Below are 20,871 nucleotides of genomic sequence, written 5' to 3' on the forward strand. Positions count from 1 at the left end.
CGCCTTCAAACTCCCGCAGTGTGCACGGAGGACGCGCAAAGCGTTTGACGTAATCAGCTGAGCGGAAAATCGCCAGCGCTCGGGAGGGAGTTAAAGACTATGCCATCGACCAAGAGAACGATTCTGTTTGCCGCAGCCTCGGTTATCGCATTGACCGGTGCCCAGGCAGTGGCCCAGGAGGGCCGCAGCGTGGACGTCATCACTGTGACCGCGCAAAAGCGCGAACAGGGAATCCAGGACGTGCCGGTTGCGGTGACCGCCTATAATGAAGAGCTTCTGTTGAATGCAGGCGTTCGTGACCTGAAAGACCTGGCGATCATTGCGCCCGGCCTGAATGTGACCTCGACGACGAATGAATTTGTCACCACAGCCCGGATTCGCGGCATCGGTACGGTCGGCGATAATCCAGGTCTTGAGTCGTCTGTCGGCATCGTCATCGATGGGGTGCCGCGGGCCCGGAACGGTGCCGGGTTCAACGATCTGGGCGAGCTTGAGCGGATCGAAGTCCTGCGTGGCCCACAGGGCACGCTGTTCGGCGCCAACACAACTGCCGGCATCATTAACGTCGTGACCAAGCGTCCCGAATTCGAGTTCGGAATGAATGGTGAGGTCACCTATATCGGGGGCGATGCGTCAGGTTGGGGGGCTTCCGGCAGCATTACCGGACCGGTCACCGACCAAATTGCATTGCGGCTGTATGGCGCTCAGCGGGTTCGTGATGGCTGGCAGACGGTCGAGACCTTTGGTGGCCCACGGACAGAGACCGAGGACGCAGATCAGAATTTTTACACCCTGCGTGGTCAAGCGCTGATCGACTTCACGGATCATGTAAATCTTCTTCTGACCGCCGACTATACCGAGCGTGACGAAATTTGCTGCGTCGCTCCGTCCCTCCTCTCCGGCGCAACTGCGGGCATCATCAATGCCCTGGTGCCCGGCGGTCGTCCTATGCCCGGCAGCTCAGATGCGTTCGCCCGGGTTACCCAGGCCAATCGCAGCACCGAGCAGGAAATCACCGATAGTGGCTTCAGCGCCGAGCTGAATTGGGAACTCCAGAATTTCGACGTGACGGCGATTCTGTCGGACCGCAATTACAACCTCCATTCGGGCCAGGATACGGACTTCACGGGCGCGGACATCGTCTTCCGCGAGGCCGACAACAATACGTTTGATTTCGGGAACACGACCTTTGAAATGCGCGTTTCGGGTTCGACCGAGAACTTCGAATGGATGTTCGGGTCCTACTATTCCAATGAAACCCTGGTTCGCCAGGACGCGATCCAGACCGGTGCGCACTTCGACACGTATCTCTCCCTGCTCGGCTCGGGCGGCGGCTCGATCTCAACCGTAGTCGATCTGGCGAATGGCCTGGCCGGGCTATCGGCCTTCCTGGGCAATCCGGTCCCGGGCTATGTGCCACTCTTCCCGACCCAGGGCGCACCGCTCGGTGGCGGCAACCCTGCGGGCGATACCTTCACGCAGAATGGCGACAGCCTGAGCTTCTTTACGCACAATACCTGGCATCTCACCGATAGTACGGACCTGACTTTTGGCCTGCGTCACACCAATACGCAGAAGACGGCCCATTTTGACTTCGGCGAAAGCTACCTTCCTGCCTGTGATGTCTGGGAACATGCCTTTGGCGATGCGCTCGACTTCTCGACGCCGGGCAATCAGGCCCTGCTCGGGATCTTCTCGGGTGCGACGGGCGTTGCTCCGGCCAGCCTGGCAGAGTTCGGGACCTTTACCTGTCTGCCATTCGCGCGTGATGTGTTCGCGCAAATCGACAATATGCAAACGCTTGAAGAGAACGAGTTCTCCGGCCTGCTTTCGCTGTCGCACCGGTTCAATGACGACCTGCTCGTCTACGGGACCTACAGCCATGGCTACAAGGCTGGCGGCTTCAACCTGGACCGCTTTACCCAAGCGGGCTCAACCGCTGTCAACTTCACCAATGTCCTGGCCAGCCCGAACAGCTATCCTGCACGGTTCGACCCGGAAACGGTCGACAGCTACGAGCTGGGTATCAAGACCGAATGGTTCAACGACACCTTGCTGGCCAACGTCTATCTGTTCCAGTCGGAGTTCGACACCTATCAGCTCAACACTTTCAACGGCATCGCATTCTTTGTGACGTCGATCGACGGTGCGTCGAGCCATGGTGGCGAGCTGGAATTGCTGTGGTTGCCGGAAGCGTTGCCGGGCCTGACCATGCAGGGCGGCGTGACCTATGCCAATGCGGCCTATGATGAGTTCGCACCAACGGGGACCGCTGATGTCGATGTCCTGTCCGGGCGCAACTTCTCGCTGGCTCCGGAATGGTATGCTTCCGGTGGTGCTACCTATAACGGCACTTTCGGTGACAACATGACCTGGCTCGCTCACATTGATGCGCGCTACATGTCGGAGCAGAATACCGGTTCCGATCTCGATCCCGAGAAGGTCCAGGAAGCCTATACGCTCTTCAACGGCCGTGTGGGTATCGGTTCTGCCGACGAATCCTGGTCGCTGGAATTGTGGGGCCGCAACCTGACAGACGAGGATTACCTCCAGGTCGGCTTTGACGGGCCTTTCCAGCCGGGCTCGTTCCAGGCATCCATCGGTACGCCGCGGTCTTGGGGCATCACGCTCCGCGCCCGCCGCTAATCGGGCATTCGCATGACGAAGGGGAGGGCCGGGCGGCAACGCTCCGGCCCTTCTTTTTTTGATCAGGCGCTTCTGCTCCCATACACAGGGGGGAGGCGTGCTGAACCTGGCCTGGGCGCGAGGCGACTGCACAATCTTCACCACGCGATCCGCTTTGGGGTGCCTGCCCTGAATTGGCCGCGATATCATGATCAAAGAAGCCCATATGATTCGGCTTTCCGCTGATCAAAACATTGATGATTTTTGCCATGACGCTGCGCGCCCGAAATATATTGCTGATTGCCCTGGCCGGCCTGCTGGTCGTGACCGGCCTGTTGCTGGTCGTTGGACCGTTTTCCGTTACCAGCCTGCAGGCGCGGCTGGAGACCAATGCCCGTGACGCGCTGGACCGGCGCGAGATGGATTGGGCCCATGTCCGCATGCGCGGGCAGGAGGCTATCCTCAGCGGCGCCGCCCCCAATGACACGGCCCGGGAAATCGCGCTTGAAGTTGTGGCAGGGTCGACCTGGTCGGGCGGCAATATCGCCGGCGGTGTGTCGCGCGTGATCGACGAAACTACCGATGCCCGTATCGACCGCGGTTTTGCCTTCCGTGCCGATGTAGTCTTCAGTGGCCGGGTGCTGATCCGCGGTGATGCCAGCGACGCGGCCGCGCGCGAAGCGATTGCCCGTTTTGCAACGGCGAACTTCCCCAATGGTGCCGATTCCGACCTGACGCTGGTCCCCGGTGGTGCGCCGGCGGCAGAGTGGGAGGAGGCCGCCAAACGCCTGCTGGGGCAGCTGGCACGTCTCGAGCGCGGTGCCATCGTGCTCAGCGGCCAGCAGGGCGGTCTCTATGGCGAGGCCGAGAACCCGCAAATTGCCCGCTCCGTCGCGAATACGCTACAGAGCATGCCGGCACCCTTCCGGGCCGCCTCGATCGTGATACCGGCTGGCGCACCGCCGATTGTCAATGTGCCCGATATTGATGCCTGCGCGGCCATTGTCCGCGCCGCACAAGGCACGGATGACTTGCGTTTTGAGCCCGGCGGTGCCGGTGCCAGCCCATTGACCGAGATTGCCCTGCGCCGGTTGGGACGCACGTTTGCCGCTTGTCCCGCCAATGCCAGGCTCTCTGCCCGGGTCAGCATAGCTGATGGCGGCGCGGAGCTGGCCAGGGAGCGCGCCGCGCAGGTGCGTTCGCTGTTGGCCGGTGGAGCAGTCGGCGAGTCGAGAATTATTGTCGCGCTGGCTGATGACCAGGTGCAGGCACTGACTTTTTCTATTTCATCGATCGAGGGTTGAGGCATGTTCTGGCTGGTCTGGCAGATTGGGTTCCTGATTTTGGCGGCGTTCGGATTCGGGGTTTTGACCGGATGGAAAGTCTGGAGCGGCGAGGCGCGTAGCGCCGAGGCCGACAAGGCGCTGGCCGATGTCATTGCGCTGCGCCGGGAAAACGAAAATCTCGCACGACGGCTTGGCGAAGCGGAAACCCGCGCGGTTGCCGCCCGGCAAAAACCGGCCGGAGCGGTCAAGACCGGGCATGCGGAGATGCCTGAGGGCAAGGTTCAGCCGGTGCCTGAGAAGCCTGCCGCAGCGGCAAAGGCCAAGCCTGCGCCGACGAAGCCGGCGGCAACCAAGTCCGCCCAGCCCAAGCCCGCCGCACCGAAGCCAGCTGCGCCAGCGACTCCGGCCGCACCAACAGATACCGGTCGGCAGGACGATCTGACCGTGATCAAGGGGCTGGGCCCGAAAGCTGCAGCGAGCCTCAAGGCTGGCGGTGTTGTCAGTCTGGCGCAGATCGCTGCCTGGAGTGAGGCCGATATCGCCAGCTGGGATGAGCGCATCAATGGCCGTGGGCGCATCGTCCGCGATGACTGGGTCGGTCAGGCCAAGACGCTTTCAGCCTGACGCGCTGATGCCTCAGGGCATATTGGCCAACACGTTGCGGGCATCATAGGCATTGGCGTCATCGGACACCGTGCCGGTGCGAACCAGGATTTCCAGCGTGACGGATTTCTGTCCGGCCGAGCCGTCGAAGCGGATGCCCAGTCCGACGCCGCTGGCCGAATAGCCGCGCGAGCCGGTGGAATAGCTGGCCGATGTTCCGACCCGGACCGGATTGCGGTCATTGCCGTCGCGGTCACGGCGGACAACGATGAACCAGTCGCCGCCCTGGTCCAGCGTGAACTCGGCTGCTCGCCGCAGGGCCAGGTCTTCGGTTTCCTGAATACTGGCGTCCGGGCCGGCATCGAAGCGGACCATGAAACGGTCGGCCTCAATCCGCCGTTCGGAATAGCCATAGCGGCCGTCGAGCGCCGGGGCGTAGAGCGTCGGCCCCGCCGTGGCGCATGCCGTCAGCGCGAGGGCGGGAAGCAGGACGAGCAGGGGAAGAATGCGGGTCATGGCGGCAGCTCCAGATGTGTTGCCGCATCACGATACGATCATTCGTCGCCCTGGACCACCACCTCTTCAACGCCCATCCGGGCCAGCATGACCAGCGCACTGTCGGCGATCACCGTTCCCGGCGGGAACACGGCCGCAGCGCCCATCTGGCGCAGCACCGGCTCGTCATCGGGCGGAATGACGCCGCCGACGATCACAAGGATATCCTCACGGCCCTGCTCGGACAGCGCATTGCGCAAGAGCGGCACCAGAGTGAGATGGCCGGCGGCGAGCGACGAGGCCGCCGCAGCGTGGACGTCTTCGGCGATCGCCAGCGTCGCGGCTTCCTCCGGGGTCTGAAAGAGCGGCCCGATCACCACATCCCAGCCGAGATCGGCATAGGCCGAGGCGACGACTTTCTGGCCGCGGTCATGGCCATCCTGGCCGAGCTTGGCGATCAGGATTTTTGGCTTGCGGCCATGAAGGTCCAGGAAACGGGCGGCGCTGTCGCGCGCGCGGCGGACCTTGTCATCATCGCCGGCGGCCGGTCCGTAAATCCCGGTCACAGCCTTGATTTCGGCGATATGGCGCTTGAAGGCGGTCTCCATCGCATCGGATATTTCGCCGACCGTCGCCATGGCGCGGCCCGCATCGACGGCCAGTTCGAGCAGATTGCCCTCACCGGACGCGGCTGATGCGGCCAGGGCATTGAGCGCGGCTTCCAGCTTCGCCGGATCCCGTTCCTTGCGCAGGCGTTCGAGCTTTTCGATCTGCTGCTTGCGCACGAGATAATTGTCGACTTTCAGGACGGGTACGTCCTCGTCTTCCTCGAGCAGGAATTTATTGATGCCGGTGATCGTCTGCTGGCCGCTATCGATCAGCGCCTGGGTGCGCGCAGCCGCCTCTTCAATGCGCAATTTGGGCACCCCGGCCTCGATGGCTTTCGCCATGCCGCCGAGCGCGTCGATCTCCGCGATATGATCCATCGCGCGTGCGGCAAGGTCATGGGTCAGCCGTTCGACATATTGACTGCCACCCCAGGGGTCGATCGCGTCGCAGGCATGGGCCTCGCTGGCCAGCAGGATCTGGGTATTGCGCGCAATGCGGGCGGAGAAGTCCGTCGGCAGGGCGAGCGCCTCATCAAGCGAATTGGTGTGCAGCGATTGCGTGTGACCATCAACGGCAGCAATCGCTTCCAGCGCCGTGCGGCCGACATTGTTGAACACGTCCTGCGCCGTCAGCGACCAGCCCGAGGTCTGGCAATGCGTGCGCAGGCAGATCGATTTTTCACTCTTCGGATCAAAGCGTTCCTTGACCAGCTTGGCCCACAAGAGGCGCGCGGCGCGCAGCTTGGCGACCTCCATGAAGACATTCATGCCGATGCCGAAGAAAAAGGAGAGGCGCGGCGCGAAAGTGTCGACATCCATGCCGGCTTCGATACCCGTCGCGATATATTCCAGACCATCGGCGATGGTGTAGGCGAGCTCGAGATCGGCGGGCGCTCCCGCTTCCTGCATGTGATAGCCGGAGATCGAGATCGAATTGTATTTCGGCATATGTTTCGAGGTGTAGTCGAAAATATCCGAGATGATCCGCATCGAGGGTGTCGGTGGGTAGATATAGGTATTGCGGACCATGAACTCCTTGAGGATGTCGTTCTGGATGGTGCCGGAGAGCTGTTCTGGCTTCACGCCCTGTTCCTCGGCCGCCACGATATAGAGCGCCAGGATCGGCAGCACCGCGCCATTCATTGTCATCGAGACGCTCATCTGGTCGAGCGGGATGCCGTCGAACAGGGTGCGCATGTCATAGATGGAATCGATTGCCACACCGGCCATACCGACATCGCCGGCCACACGCGGGTGATCGCTGTCATAGCCGCGATGCGTTGCCAGATCGAAAGCGACCGAGAGGCCCTTCTGGCCGGCGGCGAGATTGCGCCGGTAGAAGGCGTTGGAATCCTCTGCCGTCGAGAAGCCGGCATATTGCCGGATCGTCCACGGCCGCTGCAGGAACATGGTCGGGTAGGGGCCGCGCACGAAGGGCGCTGCGCCAGGAACGGTATGGATGAAGTCGATGCCATCGCTGTCGGCCGCTCCATAACTTGTCTGGATCGCGATGCCTTCGGCGGGTGTCCAGTCCTCGCCCTTCGCAGCGGCAGCGGGCAGGGCCGGGCCGAGGTCGAGCGTCGTGAAATCAGGCTTCAGGCTCATGATGTGGCTCCCTCGAAGCTGGCAGCCAGGCGGATGGCAGACAGGGCCGTCTCCGGTGCGTCCTGGGCCGGCCAGACCCCGTTGGTCTCGACCGGTTTGGGATGCGGATCCGGGTGTTGGGTGACGCCAAGAATAATCTCCGCGCCATCGGCGATCTGCTGCAGGCGTTTTTCGCGCACCTCTGCGATCTCGCCCTGTACCCAGCCATTGGCGAAGGCGTCGACCAGCCCACCGCGGCGCTCGATCTCCTGGAAGAGTGACCAGCCGGCCTGAGCCAGCTCATCGCTCAGCGTTTCATGCAGATAGCTGCCGGCGGCCGGATCGGTGACCTTGCCGATATGGCTCTCCTCGGCCACCAGGATCTGGAGATTACGCGCGACGCGCCGGCCAAGCCCGGTCGGGCGGCCGATCGCATCGGTAAATGGGCGAATGGTGATGGCGTCAGCGCCGCCCGCGGCTGCCGCAAAGCCGGCACAGGCGGTGCGGATCATATTGGTCCACGGATCCTTGGCGCTCATCATCCGGCCCGAAGTCGTCACCTGCAGGGCGAGCCGCTGGGCGGCCTCGCCGGCGCCGAAGCCCTGGGCAATGCGGGCGAAGATGCGCCGCGCGGCGCGCAGCTTGGCGATGGTCAGGTGAATGTCCGTGTCGGCGGCGAGCCTGGCCTCGACGGCGCGGGCCGCCTCGTCGGCGGACAGGCCGGCCTCAAGCATGACGCGGATATAGGTGGCGCTGGATGCGGCCAGAACTGCGAGTTCCTGCACTTCACTGCCGCCAGCCTCGAAAGCCAGCGCTGCATCGGCGCGGAAAATCTTGATCTGCGGGAAGGCGGCCTGGGCCAGTTCAGCGATGCCGCGGGCTTTGGGAAAGCAGTCTTCGTCTAGCGCGATTCCCTGGCGGGCGGCCCGTTCGACCGGTGACAGGCCGAGCCCGCCCAGCAGGGTCTCGCCATCGAGACGGCGGCGGGCAAACAGGGTGAGCAGGAGATGGGCGTGATGGCCTTGTCCGTCGAGACTGTCGAGATGGATCGGGGCGAGGGAGAGATCGACCCCCGTCAGCGCGGCATCAAGCCGCTCAAGCTCATTGGCCTTGAGGCCAAAACGGCCGGTGCTGTCGAGCCGCAAATCCAGCTCCGACACGCCGCCGAGCAGATCGTCGAGCGCTGCGGCATTGGCGTCATCCGGGGTCGCTTCGACGATGGACTGGCGCATGCCCCAGGGCAGGTGCGGATCGCGCGGTGTGGTATCGACGGCGCCCGTGCCTGCCGGGCGGTCGAAAAAGACCGGGCCACGCTTCAGGCCGTCAATCGTGTGCCGGTCGACCGCGGTTTCGAAATCGGCACCGCGCAGGGCCTTTTCGGCCAGGACGCGCCAGTTGGCGGCGGTCTGGGCGGGGAAATCCCCGGCGAAATCGCGGATCGTGTCTGTCATGGAAATCCTGTCGCGGTGAGGCAAGCATCGTGTCGGGGCGGAGAAAAGGCGTAGCGGGCCCGCACGTCAAGTGCGCGCGGCGGGCATGGACAGCAAAATCGCTTGTCCCACAGCGATGGGCCGGCCTGACAATGAAGCCACGCTGCGATGGAGTTTCCCGATGTCCCAGACCACACCCAATCTCGACCTGCCGCTGGTGATGCCGGCCCAGGCGCAAAAACATGTCACCGTAAATGAGAGCCTGTTGCGCCTCGATGCCCTGGTCCAGCCGCAGGCACAAAGCCGTAGCCTTGCTGTTCAACCGGGCGCGCCGGAGGACGGGCAATGCTGGATCCTGCCCACCGGTGCCAGCGGCGACGACTGGGCCGCGATGGCCGCTGGTGCGTTGGCGATTTATCGCGATGGTTTCTGGAGTGAGCTCAACCCCCGGCCGGGCTGGCGTGTGCGTCTGCTCGATGAGGCCCGCGATGTTGTGTTCGACGGCCCGAGCTGGCGCCTGGCCGGCGCTGACACCGTGCTCGCCGAATCGCCAGGCGGCGCCAGAACGCGCACTATCCTGATCGCCGACATAGTCACCGGCTTGACTGGTGCCAGCATAGTCACAGCGGTCACCATACCGACCCGTTCCATCGTTTTCTGCGTCTCCCTTCGCACGACTGAAGCGATCACCGGCGCCACGAGCTTCGATTGCGGCATTGCCGGCGAGACGTCGAAATTCGGCGGTTCGCTGGGGGTGTCAGCCGGGGCGAGTAATCTCGGTGTCATCGGCCCCACGGCTTTCTATAGCGATACGGATATTGTGCTGACCGCCAATGGTGGCGCCTTTACCGGCGGAGCAGTCAGCCTGGCGATCCACGCCTGGATGCCGGAGGCACCAGATTAGGGAGCTGGTGAGGATCGTAGAGTGCGCCGCAAGCCGCCTAGCTCCGCACCCCCGCCATCACGTCGTTGAGCACCGTCTGCACCTGATCCGTCATCGCATGCCCGTTGACCGGCACCATGTGCAGTCCCGCATGCGGACAGGCGGCTGCCAGGCGCTGGGCGCCGCGCGGTGGACAGACCATGTCATAGCGGCTGTGCAGGATCTGCATCGGCACACCGGCTAGCTTCGGGGCGTGGGTGATCAGCTGGTTGGGCTCCAGGAAGCAGGCATTGCGGAAATAATGCGCCTCGATCAGCGAGTGTGCCGCGACGAAGTCCGGCCCGCGCTCGGCGAGACCGGCGCGCGTGGCTTTGGCGGACTGATCGAGCCAGGAGAGCCGCTCTTCATATTCAGTCCAGCGGTACAGCGTTGATTGCCGCAGCTCGGTCAGGCTGGCCTGCGGATCGGTCAGCCGGTTCAGCGCCGTGAAGCCATCGGCCTGTTCGCGCTGCATGTCTTCGAAGCACCAGTCCATGATCGTCTGGGGGCTGGCGCGGTGCGCTTCAGGCACCGGGGCGATGAAATCGGCGAAGGCTTCGGGGAAGAAGCGCGGCGCACCGGCCTCGCCATGCCACCAGTCGAGCTCCTCCCGCGTCGCCAGGAAGATCGCCTCGACCACCAGCGCGCTGACCCGCTCGGGGAAAGCCTGGGCATAGGCCAGAGCCAGGGTCGAGCCCCAGGACGGGCCGAATACGATCCAGCGCTCAATGCCCAGATGTTTGCGCAAGGCCTCGATATCGCCCAGCAAATCGGTCGTGGTGTTGGCGTCGAGCGACAGGTGCGGTGTCGAGCGGCCGCAGCCTCGCTGATCCATCAGGGTGATGTTGAAGCGCGCCGGATCGAACAGGCGCCGGAATCGGGGCGAACAGCCCGAACCTGGCCCACCATGCAGCACCAGCAGGGGCGTTCCGCTCGCCTGGCCGCATTGCTCCCAATAAAGCGAATGCCCGCGCGTGATGGCGAGGCGCCCGGTTCTATGCGGTTCAATTGGCGGGAAAAGTGGGCTCATGGGGGTCCATCGAAGAAAGGGCCGGGGCGTTGGCAAGCCTAGCGCGGACGGCCAGCCGACGATAGCGCCGCGTCAACGCACCGGTGCCGTCACAAGCGGCGCGACATCGCGGCTGGCGGCTTCGAGGCTGGAATAGGAATGCCCGGCCTGGTCGCGGCGCAGTGGCCCGCGGCGGCCATTGAAATAAGCGCTGGCACTCCAGTCGCACACTGTCCCGCTGGCGGCGGCAATATGCTGCGCCGCGATCTCCTGCGTCATGACGCCGGGGCCTTCGGCAATCGGGCTGAAGACCGGTTTGAGCGCATGGGCACGCAGCCCGGCCTCGACGCGCGCGCGCGCCGCCGCCAGATCCAGCGGGCAGGCGGAGCGGGCGCCCAGATCCTCGGTCAGATTGACGATGGAATAGAGAAGTTCGGTCTCGGCGGCCGGTTGAGGGGCCGGCGCGAACCCGGCTTGCCGCAGCTCGGGCGCAAAGCCTGCCAGGCCGGCGCCCAGGCCGCCTGCGATTACGAGCACAGCCAGTGCACGTTGCCAATCCGATTTCATTCTCTCCCAGCCCCCTTGGAAGCGCAGCGGGCAATCTAGTGAAGCCATCCGGATCGGTCCAGCGCGCACAAACGATGCGTGACAGATTGTGCCGTGGGGGCTCAGCGGTGAAGTCGGGAAAAATGGTGCCGCCACACAGATTTGAACTGTGGACCTCGTCATTACCAATGACGCGCTCTACCCCTGAGCTATGGCGGCGCCGGGTCGCTTTAGTCGCGACGCGAAGCCGGGCGTATAATACATGGTCGGCCTCCCGCCAAGTGCGTCTTGACGTAGAGAGCTGCGTTCGACATGACCAATGACATGAGCGAAACACCGACACCGCCGCGCAAGCCGCCGGCTACTGGCAATCCTGACACCCGTGAGGCCAGGCTGGCTGCGGCCCTGCGCACCAATCTGCGCCGCCGCAAGGCCGACCGCGCTGCCGCTGTCCCCGAGCCGGATTCGGGCGTGGAGCAGCCTGGCGATGATGCCGGTGAGGGTTGCACTGCACAAGCGTCTGCAATCCCTGCCACGAAATCTCCCCAGGATGGGTCATAATCCCGCCGGGTTCGAACGGCTGCATGCAGTTTCAACGGTTTGAGGAGTGAGTATGGACCGGATCATCATCCAGGGCGGCGCGCGGCTTGAAGGCCGTATCCCGATCAGCGGTGCCAAGAATTCGGCGCTCAAACTGATGGCGGCGGCGCTGCTGACCGATGAGCCGGTGACGCTCGCCAACATGCCACGCCTGGCCGATTCGCGTTTCATGGGGCATTTGCTCGCCGAGCTGGGCGTGTCGGTCGAGGAGGGCGATGGCGCCGAGCTGCGGCTGCACGCTGCCACGATTGCCGCTACCTATGCGCCCTATGACCTGGTGCGCAAAATGCGCGCCACCTTCAACGTTCTCGGACCGCTGCTGGCCCGGGAGGGCCATGCCCGCGTATCCTTGCCCGGTGGCTGCGCCATCGGTGCCCGTCCGGTTGATCTGCATCTCAAGGCGCTCGAGGCGCTGGGGGCACGGATTGAAGTCTCTGAAGGCTATGTCGACGCCAAGGCGCCCGCCGGCGGGCTGGTCGGCGGCGAAATCGATCTGCCCTTCGCCTCGGTTGGAGCGACCGAACACGCGATGCTCGCGGCGGCGCTGGCGCGCGGCGAAACCGTGATCGAGAATGCCGCCTGTGAACCGGAGATCGCCGATCTTGCCGCCATGTTGACGGCGATGGGCGCCCCGGTTGAGGGCGCCGGCAGCAGCACGATCCGGATCCAGGGGCAGAGCCGGCTGAAGGGCGTGCGCCACCATGTCGTTGGCGACCGTATCGAGACGGCGACCTATGCCCTGGCGGTGGCCGCAACCGGCGGCGACTGCATCCTCGACGGCGCGCAATGGGCGCACAACAAGGCGCTCTGGCGTGCGATGATCGATGCCGGTGTCACTGTCGAGCCGGCCGACCAGGGCGTGCGCGTGGCCCGCAATGGCGCGCGTTTGCAGGCCGTTGATATCGAGACCCAGCCCTATCCGGGCTTTCCCACCGACGCCCAGGCGCAATTCATGGCGCTGATGACGCTGGCTGAAGGTACATCGGTGATCCGCGAAACCATTTTCGAGAACCGTTTCATGCACGCGCCGGAGCTGACGCGGCTTGGGGCCGATATCAGCGTTCATGGCAGCGAGGCCGTGGTGCGTGGTGTGCCGCGCCTGCGTGGTGCCCCGGTGATGGCGACGGATTTGCGCGCCTCGGTCTCCCTGGTCATTGCCGGGCTTGCCGCCGAGGGTGAAACCGTGGTCAACCGGGTCTACCATCTCGATCGTGGCTTCGAGCGACTGGAAGCGAAATTGTCCGGCTGCGGTGCCCATATCGAACGCCGGTCCGACTGACGGAGAATTGACGTGAAACGCGCTGTAGCCCCGCTTCGCCTGACGGCGCTGGATGTGACGGATCTGGAGGCGATTTCGGCCGCCTTGCAGGACGCCGTCGCCCAGCTGGGCGATTTCGAATTCTCCAGCCGTCAGCGCAATTTCACCATTGCCTTCAACCGCTTCCGCTGGGAGGTGGACGGTCGCAAGCAACGTGTGCGCTGCGGGCTGCAATTTGGCCATGTCCGGGCTGCGCGCTCCTGTAATCTGCGCCAGGACGCCGATGAGGCGGTGGTCAATCTGCTCTCGATCAGCTTTATCCCGGGCGAGGCCCCGTCGGGCGAGGTCGTACTGGTGTTTTCCGGTGGCGGCGAAATGCGCCTTGATGTCGAATGCCTTGATGCCGCAATGATGGATATCAGCGCTCCCTGGCCCGCCACGCGGCGGCCTGAACATGAAATGGACCGGTCATGAGCGGCGAGGCCAACCTGCCGGACCGGATCGTCCGGATCGATCTCGACCTGGCCAGTATCGGCCCGACTGACGTCAACGCCGATCATGAACGCCGTGTGGCCATCGCCGATCTGCTGGAGGGCAACAGCTTCCGCCCGGTCAGCGATGCGGTCGGCGATACCAGTGGTCCCTATGCTCTGCGCCTGGCGATCGAGCATGACCGGCTATTATTCGATGTCCGGCTGGAGGACGACACGCCGGTGCGCGCCTTCGTGTTTGCGCTCGGGCCGCTGCGCCGGATCGTCAAAGACTATTTCATGATCTGCGAGAGCTATTACGAGGCCGTGCGTGATGCGCCACTGGCCCAGATCGAGGCGATCGATATGGGGCGCCGCGGCGTTCATAATGAAGGCTCGACCCTGTTGCGCGAACGCCTTGCGGGCAAGATCGAAGTCGATTTCGATACCTCGCGCCGTCTCTTCACCCTGATCTGTGCCCTGCACCGGCGGGCCGCGTCATGAGCGTGCCGTCAGTCCTGTTCGTGTGCGGGCGCAATGCGATCCGCTCACCCATGGCAGCGGCCTTGTGGCGGCAGCAATTCGGGGAAGCGGCGCAGGCGCGATCCTGCGGCGTGATCCCGGCCGCCTTTGCGGATGGCTTCATGGTCGCGGTGATGGCCGAGCTTGGCTGCGATCTGGAAGACATCTCGCCGATGGCGCTGAGCGGCGTTACCGATCCGCCCGCCGCCCTTGTCGTATCGCTCTCGAGCGCCGCTGACCGGCTGGCCCGGCAGTACGCCGCGGACAAGTCAGCCGAGTTCCAAGCCTGGCCGATTCCCGATCCCAGCGAGACCGGCGGCAGCCGTGAGCAGCGCCTGATGGCCTACCGGCAAACGCGTGATGCCATCAAGGCCCGCATTGCCGATTGGGACTTGCCGCGAAAAAGCGCCTGAAGCCTCGACTTTATAGGGCAGGCGGGACTATAACGCGCGCCGGGGCGCTATCGGCCCGAGAGTCGGGCTGATCTGTTCAGTTTTTGTCCCGCATTGACGAGTATGAGGAGCCGCATGGCTAAAGAAGAATTATTGGAGTTTCCCGGCGAAGTGACGGAATTGCTCCCGAACGCGACCTTCCGGGTGAAGCTCGAAAACGACCATGAAATCATTGCCCACACCGCGGGCAAGATGCGCAAGAATCGTATCCGCGTTCTGGCCGGCGACAAGGTGCTGGTCGAGATGACGCCCTATGATCTGACCAAGGGCCGGATCACCTATCGCTTCAAATAAGATCGCAAGCGGCGTGGATGCGCGAAACGGATGCCCGCATGGCTGAGCCCCGCCCACGCCTGATCCTGGCCAGCGCCTCACCGCGCCGCCTGGACCTGCTGGCCAGCGTCGGCATCACCCCGGACGCTGTCGAGCCCACCGATATTGATGAGAGCGAAATCCCCGGAGAGCTGCCTGGCCCTCTGGCGCGTCGACTTGCGCTCGAGAAGGCTTCGGCCCATCCGGATCCAGAGGCTTTCGTGCTCGCGGCCGATACGGTTGTCGGCGTCGGCCGCCGCATCCTGCCCAAAGCCGAGACCGAGGCCCAGGCGCGCGCCTGCCTCGCCCTGCTGTCGGGCCGCAATCACAAGGTCTATACCGGCATTGCCCTGCGCACACCGGATGGTGAGCTGACGGCAAAACTGGTCGAGACCCGCGTCAAGTTGAAGCGATTGAGCGGACCGGAGCTGGAACACTATATCGCCAGTGGCGAATGGCACGGCAAGGCCGGCGGCTATGGCATTCAGGGCCGCGCCGGCGCTTTCGTCATCTCGCTGATCGGGTCCTATACCGGCGTTGTCGGTCTGCCGATGTATGAAACCGTCAATCTGTTGGCCGGGCGCGGCTACCCGGTATTTGAAGCCCGAAACGAGGCGAAAAACCCATGATCCGCCAGATCCTGATCGAAGAGTATATCGGCGAGACCCGCGCCGCGATCGCCGAGAATGGCCGCATCGTCGAACTGCATCTCGACCGCTGGTCGGAGCTGCGACAGCGCGCCGTCGAGGGCGAGCTGTATCGCGGCCGTGTGCGCCGTGTTGAACCGGCGCTCAATGCCGCCTTTGTCGATCTGGGTCTCGGCGAGGAGGGCTTCATGCCCTTCGGCAAAGCGGGACGGCCCAAGGGTTTGCATGAAGGCGCGGCCATTGGCGTGCGCGTTTCGCGCGAGGCTTTTGCCGACAAGGGCCCGACGCTCAATCTGGTGGAAGTCCCCGCCGGCGATGCGCCGGAATGCCTTGAACCGGCCCCGATCCTGGCCCAGCGCCTGGCGCAGATTTTCTCCGGTGCCGATGTGGTCTGGGCCGATGAGACCGATTTCGACATCGAGGAAGCTTTTGAACTGGCGATGGATTCCGTCGCCCCCATTCCCGGCGGCGGCTCGCTCTGCATCGAGCAGACCCGCGCCATGGTCACCGTCGATGTCGACGCCGAGGGCCGCAAGGGTACCGGCTCGCCCTTGCAGCTGGCCCAGGCGCTCAATCTTTCTGCTGCCAAGGAAGCCGCACGCCAGATCCGCCTGCGCGGCCTGGGCGGCATTGCCGCGATCGACTTCGTCCATATGCGCGGCCAGCCCGAGCGCAAGGCGGTCGAACAGGCTTTGCGCCAGGCGTTCCGCAATGACCGTGCCAAGGTCGATGTCGCGCCGCTGTCGCAATTCTGCGTCGGTGAGCTGGCGCGTCAGCGTCGGGGTCGCACCCTGGCTGAAATCCAACTCGACGAGACCGGTCGCCCGAGCGTGGAAACCTGCGCCCTTGCCGCCATGCGGCGGCTTGAAGGCGAAGCGCGCGCCCAGCGCTCGCGCAAACTGGTGCTGCAAGTGCCGGCCGAAGTTCATGCCTGGCTGGACGCTGACCCAATCGGCTGGAATGCCGCACTGGCCGAGCGAATCGGTGCCCGTTTCACCATCGCGCTGAAGGATGAGTTCGGCCGCGAGGACTGCGGGGTAAAATCCTGATGCCCAAACCCGTCACCTGTCCGATGTGCAAGAATCCCCCCGTCGAGGCCTTCAAACCCTTCTGCTCGAAACGCTGTGCCGACCTTGATCTGGGCAAATGGTTCACCGGTGCCTACGCCATTCCCGGCGAGCCCGTCGACCAGGCCGACGACACACCTGCCGGCAAACCCGACAACGAGTAGACGGGCAAGCGGCGGGCTTCACTGCAATAAATTTCGATCCAGCGCGCTGCATCGTGGACAGACCCGGACACGCACCTTATAAACCGCGCTCTCGCCAGCGGCCCAAAGCTGCACGGCGAGCCCGGTGCCCGGATAGCTCAGTTGGTAGAGCAGCGGATTGAAAATCCGCGTGTCGGTGGTTCGAATCCGCCTCCGGGCACCATTTTCATTTCATGGCCAATCGCTTCGCCCAGGGTTCTGTTCCCGTGGGCTGAGCTGTTGTTGATCCAGACTGTCCGTAAGGGGCAACCAGGATTGATGCCGGTTCGCCGGGCGCATCGATCCCTTGAACTTCCGCCCAAAGTCCGCCGGATGCTAGCGGGGCCGCGCGTGTCAGGCGGTTCGGCTGGCGGCCAGCGTCTCCCTGATGATGGCTGTCAGGCTTTCGAGCCGGTAGGGCTTGGCGAGGTGGTTGTCGGCGCCGGCCTGGCGATAGGCGTTGATCTGGTCGGCCATGGTGTTGGCGGTCAGGGCGATGATCGGGGTTCGGGGCAGGTTTTGCTCCGCCTCAAGCGCCCGCAAGGCCCGGATCGCCGTGACGCCATCCATCACCGGCATTTGAATATCCATCAGTATGATATCCGGCCGCCGGCGCTTCCAGGCCTCGATAGCCTGTGCTCCATCCTCGACCAGGGTGATTTCGCGGCAGCGCGGGGCCAGAAGGCTTTGCAGGACCAGTCGGTTTGTCAGCACGTCCTCGGCCGCCAGGATGGTGGTGCGAGGCAAAATGGCCTCGGCTTCACCAGGCGTGGACCCGGGTTGTGCCGTCTCGGCCGCCGCCGGTTGGCTGCGGATCGCGGGAATGGCGAAGCTGAACACCGATCCCTGACCCGGCTCGCTTTCGACCCGGATCCAGCCATCCATCAGTTCGCACAGCCGCCGGGAAATGGACAGGCCCAGACCGGTGCCGCCGAATTTTCTCGATGTCGAGGCATCGGCTTGCATGAAGGGGGCAAACAACCGGCTGCAGGTCTCGGCATCCATACCGATGCCGGTATCGGCGATCTCGAACACCAATTCGTCGCCCTGTACCCCCGCGCGCAAGGCCGCGGCGACCTTGACGCTGCCGGCCTCGGTGAACTTCAGGGCGTTGGCGATCAGATTATTGAGTATCTGCCTCAACCTGTTGGTATCGCCGATAAAACGGCCGCGCGCCGCTTCGGCGACTGCAAGCGTCAGCTCAAGCTTGCGCTCGCTGGCTGTGAGCGCGTGGGCGGACACCACCGAGCTCAGCAATTCGTCTAGCTCGAAGGGCGCATGGGTGACCGTGAGCATGTTCGCTTCGATTTTTGACAGGTCGAGAATATCGTCGAGCAGGCCCAGCAGGGACTCGCCCGATTCCCGGATTGTCCCCACCATGCCGCGCTGGTCGCTATCAAGGCCGGTCTCCTGGAGCACTTGTGCCATGCCGAGCACTCCGTTCAACGGGGTACGGATTTCGTGACTCATATTGGCCAGGAACTGACTCTTGAGCTGGTTGGCGCTTTGAGCCAGGCGCGTGGCCTCCTCAAGTTCTGCTTCACGGGCATTGAGCGTATTCACCATGCCGCGCAGGGCCTTCGCCCTCCGGTTGGCGACCCGGGTGACGGCAGTAACGCTGGTGGCCAACAGGCTGAGCAGCAAGCCGATGATCCAGGTCGCCGACACGGCGTAACGCCGGAAATTGCCAAGCAATTCCGCGGTTGGCTGCACGCGCAACGTCCATTCCACACCGTTGAACTGGACGAGCGAGGCCGCGGCAGTGCCTTGGGGCTCGCCGGTAAAATTCTGCGAGGCCCAGATTGTCTCACCCAATTCCTCGACGGCGATGGAAAACTGGCTGAGTTGTTCAATTTGCAGCAAGTTCTCGATCAGACGCTCAACTGCGAAAACGCCGATGATCAGGCCACCCGGTTCGTCGTCATGGCGGACGGGATAATAGGCAACGAGACCGCGCCCGCCCTGGATCAGCTGGAAACTATTGGTGACCATCATTTCGCGGTTGCGCACCGCATTGCTGATTCCGATCCTGCGCCACTCCACGCTGAACAGGTCGAGATCAAGCGCCGCTTCATTGCCAATCAAGGGCTCGATCCAGCGAATGCGATAGCTGGTATCGGCCCATTCGATCGCCTGCATCCAGGGCTTGTCTTCCAGATAGGCCCGGGCGTCGGCCACCCAGACTTCATAGGGCAAACCCTCCGGCCGCACCGCAAATCGCTGCCCCAGCCGGTCGATTGCCAGCATTTCCTGAGCGATCTGGTATTGCAGATGATCGCTGAGATCGTCGGCTCGTGTCTCGACTGCAAAACGCAGTGCGGCAAGCCGCTCGGTCTCGGCGCGGGCGGCCAGCAGGTAGGTGCTGACCAGGCCCGCCGGCAGTACAAGCAGGGGCCAGGCAAGGGTGTTCAGGCTCAACACCTTGATTTGGCTGAGGTGCTGGCGAGTCTTGTCATGCGTCATGGGGCCACCTTCATGCTTCGCCCTCCAGAATGCAGGTCAGGGCAAAAAATAGGCTTAACGCCACCTGATGGAGAACGCGCAAGTCGAGCCGTCCGCGGCCACGCCCAAACAAAAACGCCCGACCAGCCGGCCGGGCGTTTCCGTGTCACTTGCTGGCGCCTCAGATCACACCAGTTCCTTCAGCGCCTCCGCATTAAAGTCAGCCAGCTCATCAAACCGCCCATCACGCACCTTCACGGCCCATTCCGGGTCGGAGATCAGGGCGCGGCCGATGGCGACGAGGTCGAATTCGCCGCGTTCCATCCGTTCGATCAGACCATCCAGCGAGGCGGCCGGTGAGTTCTCGCCCATAAAGGCACCGATGAAGTCGGAGTTGAGGCCGACCGAGCCAACGGTGATTGCCGGCTTGCCGGTGAGCTTTTGCGTCCAGCCGGCCAGGTTGAGATCGGACCCTTCGAATTCGGGGATCCAGAAGCGGCGGGTCGAGGCGTGGAAGATGTCGACGCCGGCGTCCGATAGTGGACCGAGGAAGGCGGCCAGCTCGTCGGGAGTTTCGGCGAGGCGGGCATTGTAGTCCTGCTGTTTCCATTGCGAATAGCGCAGGATAAGCGGCAGGTCGGCGGGGATTTCCGCGCGCACCGCCTTGACGATTTCCTGGACGATGGTGGTGCGTTCGACCAGACCGCCACCGAAGCGGTCGTCGCGTGCATTCATGCCTTCCCAGAAGAACTGGTCGAGCAGATAGCCATGGGCACCGTGTAATTCGATGGCGTCAAAGCCGAGTTCGGCAGCGGCCTTGGCCGCCTTGGCGAAAGCGGCAATGGTGTCGGCAATGTCTTCGGCGCTCATCGCTTCGCCGACCTTCTTGCCGCCTGGCACGATGCCGGAGGGGCTGTCGGACCTGGCGTCGGGATGCGGCCCGGTACCCGGCTTGCGGGCGAGGCCGACATGCCAGAGTTGCGGCGCGATCTTGCCGCCGGCGGCATGAACGGCGTCGACGACGGTTTTCCAGCCGGCCAGGGATTCGGCTTCATGAAAATTGGGTATGGCCGGATCGAAGCTGGCGCCGGGGCGGTCGACAGTTGTTCCTTCGGTGATGATCAGGCCGACCGCGTTCTCGGCGCGGCGGCGATAATAATCAACGACCGGCTGGCCCGGAACGCCGCCCGGGCTTTTGGAGCGCGTCATCGGGGCCATCACGATACGGTTGGGCAGCTCTAGAGAGCCCAGCGAAAAGGGCTTGAACAGGGCGTCGGTCGAGGTCATCCGGGTATCCTTGGAAATGAAAACTGTGTCCACAGGTAAGGTGGTTTTCCCAAAAATCGACCCTCGGGTATGTATTTGGGTCATGCGTTAAACGTCGATGCGCCGGTGCGAGGCCGTCACCAGCTCCGCCCCGAGCTACGTCCGGCGCACTTCTCTTCGATCAAGGAAGAGGAGGGTGGTAATTGACGCGGTGGGTATCGTCTCCACCTCTTCCTCGATGGAAGAGGTGGCCGCGAAGCGGTCGGAGCTGGTGAGGATGATGGGCGCCGGCGATGGCCGATTTGGCGACTTATCCCCCACGCCCGACAACTATCCCACGTCATCCTGACGAAAGTCAGGACCTCGACGGGACAGGGGCGGAGCCCATGATATCGAGGTCCCGACTTTCGTCGGGATGACGAATTTTTGGTGATGTTATCCCCGCCCCCTCGCGCTGCGCGCATACTTCAACTGTTCCGGTCGCACGGGAGGCGTGAGCTCAGTCATTTGCGGCGGTCGGGAGCGTGGAGCTCGTCCGGACAGAG

At 63.7% G+C, this 20,871-nt stretch carries 20 protein-coding genes and 2 tRNA genes; 14 read left to right on the forward strand and 8 right to left on the reverse strand.

Annotation, left to right across the window (positions count from 1 at the left end; all coding sequences use genetic code 11):
* Window positions 1–99: 99 nt before the first annotated feature.
* From ACN0YJ_RS11540 to ACN0YJ_RS11550, 3 genes are all read left to right on the forward strand, one after another.
* Entirely contained in the window at window positions 100–2,646 is a 2,547-nt protein-coding gene (locus tag ACN0YJ_RS11540) for a TonB-dependent receptor (RefSeq protein WP_417496282.1), read from the forward strand.
* Window positions 2,647–2,894: 248 nt separating this feature from the next.
* On the forward strand, window positions 2,895–3,929 hold the full coding sequence (locus ACN0YJ_RS11545) for a hypothetical protein (RefSeq protein ID WP_417496283.1): 1,035 nt from the start codon (window positions 2,895–2,897) through the stop codon (window positions 3,927–3,929).
* A 63-nt stretch (window positions 3,930–3,992) separates the two neighbouring features.
* Window positions 3,993–4,535, forward strand: coding sequence for a proton-conducting membrane transporter (locus tag ACN0YJ_RS11550; RefSeq protein WP_417496284.1), 543 nt, complete (start codon window positions 3,993–3,995; stop codon window positions 4,533–4,535).
* A 12-nt stretch (window positions 4,536–4,547) separates the two neighbouring features.
* On the opposite strand, the gene ACN0YJ_RS11555 is transcribed toward ACN0YJ_RS11550, so the two are convergent.
* Genes ACN0YJ_RS11555 through ACN0YJ_RS11565 form a run of 3 tightly spaced genes read right to left on the reverse strand, consistent with a single transcriptional unit; the run spans window position 4,548 to window position 8,652 of the window.
* Window positions 4,548–5,030: a CC0125/CC1285 family lipoprotein gene (locus ACN0YJ_RS11555; RefSeq protein ID WP_417496285.1), complete on the reverse strand. Its 483-nt coding sequence runs from the start codon at window positions 5,028–5,030 to the stop codon at window positions 4,548–4,550.
* A 38-nt stretch (window positions 5,031–5,068) separates the two neighbouring features.
* Window positions 5,069–7,222: a methylmalonyl-CoA mutase gene (gene scpA, locus ACN0YJ_RS11560; RefSeq protein WP_417496286.1), complete on the reverse strand. Its 2,154-nt coding sequence runs from the start codon at window positions 7,220–7,222 to the stop codon at window positions 5,069–5,071.
* The gene (locus tag ACN0YJ_RS11565) at window positions 7,219–8,652 is read right to left on the reverse strand and encodes a methylmalonyl-CoA mutase family protein (protein WP_417496287.1); all 1,434 of its coding nucleotides are present in this window, start codon (window positions 8,650–8,652) and stop codon (window positions 7,219–7,221) included. The genes scpA and ACN0YJ_RS11565 overlap by 4 nt, the downstream gene beginning before the upstream one ends.
* Window positions 8,653–8,812: 160 nt before the next feature.
* Here ACN0YJ_RS11565 and ACN0YJ_RS11570 point away from each other — a divergent pair, with 160 nt between their 5' ends.
* Complete coding sequence (locus ACN0YJ_RS11570; RefSeq protein WP_417496288.1) at window positions 8,813–9,535, forward strand: DUF2793 domain-containing protein; 723 nt, start codon at window positions 8,813–8,815, stop codon at window positions 9,533–9,535.
* A gap of 37 nt (window positions 9,536–9,572) precedes the next feature.
* Here ACN0YJ_RS11570 and pip read toward each other — a convergent pair whose 3' ends face one another.
* The 3 genes from pip to ACN0YJ_RS11585 form a co-directional block, all read right to left on the reverse strand.
* On the reverse strand, window positions 9,573–10,583 hold the full coding sequence (pip, locus tag ACN0YJ_RS11575; protein ID WP_417496289.1) for a prolyl aminopeptidase: 1,011 nt from the start codon (window positions 10,581–10,583) through the stop codon (window positions 9,573–9,575).
* Window positions 10,584–10,655: 72 nt separating this feature from the next.
* The gene (locus ACN0YJ_RS11580) at window positions 10,656–11,129 is read right to left on the reverse strand and encodes a hypothetical protein (RefSeq protein ID WP_417496290.1); all 474 of its coding nucleotides are present in this window, start codon (window positions 11,127–11,129) and stop codon (window positions 10,656–10,658) included.
* A gap of 123 nt (window positions 11,130–11,252) precedes the next feature.
* Window positions 11,253–11,327 (reverse strand) — tRNA-Thr (locus ACN0YJ_RS11585).
* Window positions 11,328–11,420: 93 nt separating this feature from the next.
* Between ACN0YJ_RS11585 and ACN0YJ_RS11590 the strand changes: the two genes are divergently transcribed.
* From ACN0YJ_RS11590 to ACN0YJ_RS11635, 10 genes are all read left to right on the forward strand, one after another.
* Complete coding sequence (locus ACN0YJ_RS11590; protein ID WP_417496291.1) at window positions 11,421–11,669, forward strand: hypothetical protein; 249 nt, start codon at window positions 11,421–11,423, stop codon at window positions 11,667–11,669.
* Window positions 11,670–11,721: 52 nt separating this feature from the next.
* Window positions 11,722–12,987 (forward strand): UDP-N-acetylglucosamine 1-carboxyvinyltransferase, encoded by a 1,266-nt coding sequence (murA, locus tag ACN0YJ_RS11595; protein ID WP_417496292.1) that lies wholly within the window; start codon window positions 11,722–11,724, stop codon window positions 12,985–12,987.
* A gap of 12 nt (window positions 12,988–12,999) precedes the next feature.
* Window positions 13,000–13,440 carry a DUF2948 family protein gene (locus ACN0YJ_RS11600; RefSeq protein WP_417477004.1) on the forward strand — a complete coding sequence of 147 codons (441 nt, stop codon included), beginning with the start codon at window positions 13,000–13,002 and terminating at the stop codon, window positions 13,438–13,440.
* Window positions 13,437–13,940 (forward strand): UPF0262 family protein, encoded by a 504-nt coding sequence (locus ACN0YJ_RS11605; protein WP_417477005.1) that lies wholly within the window; start codon window positions 13,437–13,439, stop codon window positions 13,938–13,940. The genes ACN0YJ_RS11600 and ACN0YJ_RS11605 overlap by 4 nt, the downstream gene beginning before the upstream one ends.
* A complete protein-coding gene (locus ACN0YJ_RS11610) occupies window positions 13,937–14,371 on the forward strand; it encodes a low molecular weight phosphatase family protein (protein WP_417477006.1) in 435 nt (144 codons plus the stop codon). Before ACN0YJ_RS11605 ends, ACN0YJ_RS11610 begins: the two co-directional genes overlap by 4 nt.
* A 114-nt stretch (window positions 14,372–14,485) precedes the next feature.
* Window positions 14,486–14,704, forward strand: a complete 219-nt coding sequence (gene infA, locus ACN0YJ_RS11615; RefSeq protein WP_019961978.1) for a translation initiation factor IF-1 — start codon at window positions 14,486–14,488, stop codon at window positions 14,702–14,704.
* 38 nt (window positions 14,705–14,742) lie between these two features.
* Window positions 14,743–15,351, forward strand: a complete 609-nt coding sequence (locus ACN0YJ_RS11620; protein ID WP_417496293.1) for a Maf family nucleotide pyrophosphatase — start codon at window positions 14,743–14,745, stop codon at window positions 15,349–15,351.
* Entirely contained in the window at window positions 15,348–16,418 is a 1,071-nt protein-coding gene (locus ACN0YJ_RS11625; RefSeq protein ID WP_417496294.1) for a ribonuclease E/G, read from the forward strand. Before ACN0YJ_RS11620 ends, ACN0YJ_RS11625 begins: the two co-directional genes overlap by 4 nt.
* Window positions 16,415–16,600 carry a DNA gyrase inhibitor YacG gene (locus ACN0YJ_RS11630; protein ID WP_417477182.1) on the forward strand — a complete coding sequence of 62 codons (186 nt, stop codon included), beginning with the start codon at window positions 16,415–16,417 and terminating at the stop codon, window positions 16,598–16,600. Before ACN0YJ_RS11625 ends, ACN0YJ_RS11630 begins: the two co-directional genes overlap by 4 nt.
* Window positions 16,601–16,726: 126 nt before the next feature.
* Window positions 16,727–16,802, forward strand: a tRNA-Phe gene (locus ACN0YJ_RS11635).
* A gap of 170 nt (window positions 16,803–16,972) precedes the next feature.
* Here the strand turns inward: ACN0YJ_RS11635 and ACN0YJ_RS11640 are convergent.
* Together ACN0YJ_RS11640 and ACN0YJ_RS11645 are read right to left on the reverse strand one after the other, a co-directional pair.
* Window positions 16,973–19,081: an ATP-binding protein gene (locus ACN0YJ_RS11640; protein WP_417496295.1), complete on the reverse strand. Its 2,109-nt coding sequence runs from the start codon at window positions 19,079–19,081 to the stop codon at window positions 16,973–16,975.
* 165 nt (window positions 19,082–19,246) lie between these two features.
* Window positions 19,247–20,347 carry an NADH:flavin oxidoreductase gene (locus ACN0YJ_RS11645; RefSeq protein WP_417496296.1) on the reverse strand — a complete coding sequence of 367 codons (1,101 nt, stop codon included), beginning with the start codon at window positions 20,345–20,347 and terminating at the stop codon, window positions 19,247–19,249.
* Window positions 20,348–20,871 lie beyond the last annotated feature (524 nt).

It is taken from the genome of Maricaulis sp., from assembly GCF_048270095.1.
Lineage (GTDB): Bacteria > Pseudomonadota > Alphaproteobacteria > Caulobacterales > Maricaulaceae > Maricaulis.

Excerpts from the sequence above, each read along its gene's own strand:
- ACN0YJ_RS11540 (WP_417496282.1), top strand. The coding sequence starts at position 100 with ATGCCATCGACCAAGAGAACGATTCTGTTTGCCGCAGCCTCGGTTATC.
- ACN0YJ_RS11545 (WP_417496283.1), top strand. The coding sequence starts at position 2,895 with ATGACGCTGCGCGCCCGAAATATATTGCTGATTGCCCTGGCCGGCCTG.
- ACN0YJ_RS11555 (WP_417496285.1), bottom strand. The coding sequence starts at position 5,030 with ATGACCCGCATTCTTCCCCTGCTCGTCCTGCTTCCCGCCCTCGCGCTG.
- scpA (WP_417496286.1), bottom strand. The coding sequence starts at position 7,222 with ATGAGCCTGAAGCCTGATTTCACGACGCTCGACCTCGGCCCGGCCCTG.
- ACN0YJ_RS11565 (WP_417496287.1), bottom strand. The coding sequence starts at position 8,652 with ATGACAGACACGATCCGCGATTTCGCCGGGGATTTCCCCGCCCAGACC.
- ACN0YJ_RS11570 (WP_417496288.1), top strand. The coding sequence starts at position 8,813 with ATGTCCCAGACCACACCCAATCTCGACCTGCCGCTGGTGATGCCGGCC.
- pip (WP_417496289.1), bottom strand. The coding sequence starts at position 10,583 with ATGAGCCCACTTTTCCCGCCAATTGAACCGCATAGAACCGGGCGCCTC.
- ACN0YJ_RS11580 (WP_417496290.1), bottom strand. The coding sequence starts at position 11,129 with ATGAAATCGGATTGGCAACGTGCACTGGCTGTGCTCGTAATCGCAGGC.
- ACN0YJ_RS11590 (WP_417496291.1), top strand. The coding sequence starts at position 11,421 with ATGACCAATGACATGAGCGAAACACCGACACCGCCGCGCAAGCCGCCG.
- murA (WP_417496292.1), top strand. The coding sequence starts at position 11,722 with ATGGACCGGATCATCATCCAGGGCGGCGCGCGGCTTGAAGGCCGTATC.
- ACN0YJ_RS11605 (WP_417477005.1), top strand. The coding sequence starts at position 13,437 with ATGAGCGGCGAGGCCAACCTGCCGGACCGGATCGTCCGGATCGATCTC.
- ACN0YJ_RS11610 (WP_417477006.1), top strand. The coding sequence starts at position 13,937 with ATGAGCGTGCCGTCAGTCCTGTTCGTGTGCGGGCGCAATGCGATCCGC.
- infA (WP_019961978.1), top strand. The coding sequence starts at position 14,486 with ATGGCTAAAGAAGAATTATTGGAGTTTCCCGGCGAAGTGACGGAATTG.
- ACN0YJ_RS11620 (WP_417496293.1), top strand. The coding sequence starts at position 14,743 with ATGGCTGAGCCCCGCCCACGCCTGATCCTGGCCAGCGCCTCACCGCGC.
- ACN0YJ_RS11625 (WP_417496294.1), top strand. The coding sequence starts at position 15,348 with ATGATCCGCCAGATCCTGATCGAAGAGTATATCGGCGAGACCCGCGCC.
- ACN0YJ_RS11640 (WP_417496295.1), bottom strand. The coding sequence starts at position 19,081 with ATGACGCATGACAAGACTCGCCAGCACCTCAGCCAAATCAAGGTGTTG.
- ACN0YJ_RS11645 (WP_417496296.1), bottom strand. The coding sequence starts at position 20,347 with ATGACCTCGACCGACGCCCTGTTCAAGCCCTTTTCGCTGGGCTCTCTA.